A 4,170-nucleotide genomic window follows, 5' to 3' on the forward strand; every position below is an offset into this window, starting at 1 on the left:
TGCGTTCACTTCGAATCAAACTTGGATGAATTTTAAAAATATAGCACTAGATCATATGTATTTTAGAACTTAGCCTTAAAAGATTCTTTCTTTTCAGATTTACAGCCTGAAAAAGTAATGATTAATAATAGAAAAAAAATATTTTGTTTAAATTTAATTACCATAATTCACTTGGTTTAATTCCATCTTGTTTTTTATTGGTTTCAACTCCCGAAACGTCTAAGTTAACATATTCTTTAAACATTTCATAAGGAGAAATTCTATTCCCACCACTATCCTTAATCCCAAAGTGTAGGTGGTTATTATCTTTACCTTGATATGAATTCCCAGTAGAACCTGTATAACCTATAACATCTCCTTTTTTTACTTTCTTATTTTTTTTGATACTTGTAGCTAAGGATATATCAATGTAATTTTCATCAATTTGCAATATAGAACCATCATAATCAATATTATAAGTTTGGTTTTTTAAAGGGTCTGTATATGTATTGCCCAAATCAGAATATTTTAACCAGCCATCATTCTTTATACTTGAACTGTTTTTATAATTATTAAAAAACCTAAATTGATTATTTTTGATTTCCATTAAATGCAAATATTGAAAAGTATAAATTTTTCCATCATACTCCCCTCTTAATTGTGTTAGAAAACCTGCTTTGGATCCCAAAAAATCATGATAAGAAATAGTACCATCAACACAAGCATAAATAGGCGTACCTACAGGTGCATAAATATCTAATCCGCTATGACTTCTTGTAGATCTTTGCGGTCTTCCGTAGTCACGTATTTTCACATTAGTATTTGCGTCTTTGTCTTTAAGAATAAATAAAGAAGCATAAGGATTCCAACCTCCTATTTTTGAATCTTTATTATTATATGTGGCTTTGTTATACCAACCCCTTACCTGTGGGTTAACAATTGGATCATGTATTTCTCCATGATCTGGTTCGTACTTAGGTGCAGTAATCAACTTCATATGTTCTACGAAAGCAATAGGATGAAAATGATATACCATACTATTATTTGTAGGGAACTGCCGTTTAAAGGTTTCTGTATCTGAGGAAACAACTACAGATGGGGTGATATGTGCAAACTTAGCCTTTGTTCCTGCTGATACCGTGGTAGTAGGTAGCGTTGCTGGCGGGGGCTAATATTTTTATATTAAACTCCATAAAAACCAAATATCATTAAAGCCAATCAACATCTACGTTAACTATTTGAAATGGATTATTATCTTTAAATTTATTTACTAATACCTTTGATAAAGCAACCTTATCTTCTCCAATCTTTAAGTATACGCTTACAAGTATGCCTTCTGATACATGTTCAGAATTGTTTATTTCAAAACTATCAAACCTTTCACCGTTACCTACAACAAAATCATATTTGTCTAAATAATAACAATCTTTTGTAGACATACCTCCTTCAGGTTCAATTGTGATTTTTTTCTCAAACAATGATTTATTACACTTTTTCAGCTTTTCAATTTTTAGATTTATGTATTTATCAGAAAAATACTCCACCGATTTAAGTCTTTTTAAAAGTATATCCTTACTTAAAATATAATAATCTTCCTTCTTAATATAGGGAGGACTCTCATAAAATGAAGCTTTGGTTGGGTAAATATCTGATAGATACCAATTATAAAATTTTGTAACAAAACTCTCAGCTTCTTTTTTATTTAATTGTTTAGGTTGAAGTTTACTTTCGCTATCAACAGTGTTAGAATTTACAGGAGTATTTTGTGCTTTATTTTCTTTACTTTTTTCATTCTGTTTAAAACAACTAGAAAAAGTAAGAATTCCCGCAGAAATTAATATTACGAAGTATTTTTTCATTAATTAGTATAATTTATATTTAAACATATTATTTTTCAAAACTAGGTCTAACCATAGTAACAGTATATGTTCTTGCTTCTTTTCCTAAAGTAGTATAGCCTCCTGTCAATCTGCCATTTTCTCTAAAAAGCAGTAAATTTTTTTTGCTAGTACCATGGCTATCACTTGATGTTTGAGGATCAAAAAACAAATAACTATCAGTTCCATCTGTAGTTTTTCTCCCTACAATAACTACCCAGTGGTCTGTTGTCTTGTCAGCATTACCTGTATGACTTGGTTTCCAGTCTGTACCTACAATTATTGGCTTGCCATTTTCTAGATGCTCATCTATCATCTTTTTAGCCTTTTTTATTTGTGGTTGATTTACTAAAGTCACACCATCTTGACCATATTTAACCATTTGTAAATTATCTTTATGAGCACCATAAGACGTTGTTTTAAAACCAGCTGAACCTATCATGTCTTCACTTCTTCTAAGACAACCTACTTTATCAGTGTTTCTATAACCGTAAAAAGTAACATCTTTAGACAAGTCAATATCTTCTTTTGTCACCAAGAGTTTCATATGCTCTACAAAAGCAATTTCCTGTACCCTTTTGACAGGTAAGTTTACTTTTTGGTTCAGGAGTATGAAGTTTATAATCAAGGTTTTCTATAGTGTTGGTTGGTTCAAAAATAGGTTTTTTATGGTTTCAAAAGAAGAAAAAGAAGCTGATTTTTAGGTACTTTTTTTCCGCAACAGTGAGAGCGATTGATCTTGAAGCTAAAGAGGGCAGCGGCATTTGCTGCTGATCTTTAGCTTCAAGATTAATCCTAGCCTAGTGGCGATTGAACGAAGCTGCGTTGCACGTAAAACAAAGGCGTAGCCGAAGCGAAGGGAGCAGCCGACGTGGACACATGACTGCCCCTAAGGGCAGTGTGTACGCGCCACAGGATTTTTATCTTTCAATTGAAAAAAAATAGATATTTTAAGATAAAAATCCTGTAGGCTGTGACTAGCGGCGTAGCCCATGAAGTGTGTAGGGATATTGCCGTGGCGGGTGTTTTTTGAACAAAAACCGTGACATGGTAATATACTGGGAACACGACGAGGGGATGCAAGGCGGCTGGGGCAAAAGATTTTTTATGGTGCTTTTTCTGCACCTTAAAAATTTTTGCCATAGAAAGGGCATCCCCGAGACCATTGACAGCTCTATACCCGCTGTGACTGTAAGGAACTAGGGTATTAGCTATAGTACTCGCCCCAAAGGGCGTATCACTTGGTTATTTATACGATTGGTTTTTGTTTGTTAGCTTTAAAATATACTAATTCGATGACTTGTTTACGAGGTTTATACCTGTAAACAAAGTAATTGTGCTTATCTAAAACGGCTTTGTGGGTGTTTTTATGTTTTGTAATCGGAGGGTATATTTTTGGATATTTCTTTACCCTTGCTTTAAAAGCTTCTATTTTTTGTTCTAAAAGTAAAATTTCTTTTTCGCTCCAATGGGTTTCTAGATATGCTATGATCTCATCTAATCCCTCTAGTGCTTTATCTGTCCAAACGATTTTTAATGCCATTTGCTAAAACGTTTCATGGCTTGCTGATCACTAGTGTATTTTCCTTGATCTGCTTGTTGTAATCCTTCTTCAATGGCTTTTTGCTCTTCTTTGGAAAAATCATTCCACAGATCAGCTTCTTCTTCAAATACTTTTTGTAAACGCTTAATTAATGATTCTTTTTGAGTTTGAAGTAACAAATGCATTAACTCTAATTTTGCGGTTTCAATATTCATAGTTCCCATTTTTATATCCATAACAAAGATAATTCATTTTATTCCTACTTTGTCATCTTAGGTTTGATTGTTCTTTTCTTGGTCTCTTAGTAGTTGTTTGATGTATCTTTGATGCTGTTCAAGAATTAGATTTATAGCTAATTGCGGAGTTTCTATTTTAGTTTTTATACATAGGTTCACGATTTTTTTTAAAGTAGCAGCTGTATAGTTTTCGTTTTCATTTTCGAGTTTTAGTTTTGCGATTAACAGCATTGCCATCATACAAATAGCCATATGATTATGAAAACCATTCCATCCTCTAATTTGATAATCCCCCATTCCCACTAGTTTAGCCCCCAATAAGTTCGGAGTGTTCTTTTAAATTTCAAACTAATACATTTGAGATATGAAATACAAGAAATGGACTTTAGACCAGAAGTTAGAAATACTAGCTACTTCGGAAGAGATTGGTATCGTAGAAGCTTGTCGTAAGTATGGAGTTAGCACTGGCACTTTTTATAGTTGGAGAAAGAAGTTTGACCATCAGGGAGAGGCTGGTTTAAAAGTAGCATCAGGG

The 4,170-nt window shown here is 32.9% G+C and carries 7 protein-coding genes; 1 reads left to right on the forward strand and 6 read right to left on the reverse strand.

Annotated features, from left to right (window positions below; translation table 11 throughout):
- Nucleotides 1–157: 157 nt before the first annotated feature.
- From CVD18_RS22880 to CVD18_RS21630, 6 genes are all read right to left on the reverse strand, one after another.
- Nucleotides 158–1,015 (reverse strand): M23 family metallopeptidase, encoded by an 858-nt coding sequence (locus CVD18_RS22880; RefSeq protein WP_103867541.1) that lies wholly within the window; start codon nucleotides 1,013–1,015, stop codon nucleotides 158–160.
- Nucleotides 1,016–1,187: 172 nt separating this feature from the next.
- Complete coding sequence (locus tag CVD18_RS21610) at nucleotides 1,188–1,838, reverse strand: hypothetical protein (RefSeq protein WP_103867542.1); 651 nt, start codon at nucleotides 1,836–1,838, stop codon at nucleotides 1,188–1,190.
- Between the two features lie 28 nt (nucleotides 1,839–1,866).
- Entirely contained in the window at nucleotides 1,867–2,484 is a 618-nt protein-coding gene (locus CVD18_RS21615; protein ID WP_103867543.1) for a hypothetical protein, read from the reverse strand.
- Between the two features lie 621 nt (nucleotides 2,485–3,105).
- Nucleotides 3,106–3,399, reverse strand: a complete 294-nt coding sequence (locus CVD18_RS21620) for a type II toxin-antitoxin system RelE/ParE family toxin (protein WP_103867544.1) — start codon at nucleotides 3,397–3,399, stop codon at nucleotides 3,106–3,108.
- On the reverse strand, nucleotides 3,390–3,614 hold the full coding sequence (locus CVD18_RS21625) for a hypothetical protein (RefSeq protein WP_103867546.1): 225 nt from the start codon (nucleotides 3,612–3,614) through the stop codon (nucleotides 3,390–3,392). Before CVD18_RS21625 ends, CVD18_RS21620 begins: the two co-directional genes overlap by 10 nt.
- Nucleotides 3,615–3,671: 57 nt before the next feature.
- On the reverse strand, nucleotides 3,672–3,932 hold the full coding sequence (locus CVD18_RS21630) for a hypothetical protein (protein WP_146052898.1): 261 nt from the start codon (nucleotides 3,930–3,932) through the stop codon (nucleotides 3,672–3,674).
- Between the two features lie 67 nt (nucleotides 3,933–3,999).
- On the opposite strand from CVD18_RS21630, the gene CVD18_RS21635 reads away from it, so the two are divergent.
- On the forward strand, nucleotides 4,000–4,170 hold a 171-nt coding region (locus CVD18_RS21635; protein WP_146052899.1), incomplete at its 3' end, for a transposase.

Origin of the sequence: Aquimarina sp. I32.4, assembly GCF_002924285.1 — a bacterium.
Taxonomy (GTDB): domain Bacteria; phylum Bacteroidota; class Bacteroidia; order Flavobacteriales; family Flavobacteriaceae; genus Aquimarina.

Bases quoted from the DNA above. Each gene is read 5' to 3' on its own strand.
- CVD18_RS21625 (WP_103867546.1), bottom strand. From the start codon at position 3,614: ATGAATATTGAAACCGCAAAATTAGAGTTAATGCATTTGTTACTTCAA.
- CVD18_RS21610 (WP_103867542.1), bottom strand. From the start codon at position 1,838: ATGAAAAAATACTTCGTAATATTAATTTCTGCGGGAATTCTTACTTTT.
- CVD18_RS21630 (WP_146052898.1), bottom strand. From the start codon at position 3,932: ATGGGGGATTATCAAATTAGAGGATGGAATGGTTTTCATAATCATATG.
- CVD18_RS22880 (WP_103867541.1), bottom strand. From the start codon at position 1,015: ATGGTATATCATTTTCATCCTATTGCTTTCGTAGAACATATGAAGTTG.
- CVD18_RS21620 (WP_103867544.1), bottom strand. From the start codon at position 3,399: ATGGCATTAAAAATCGTTTGGACAGATAAAGCACTAGAGGGATTAGAT.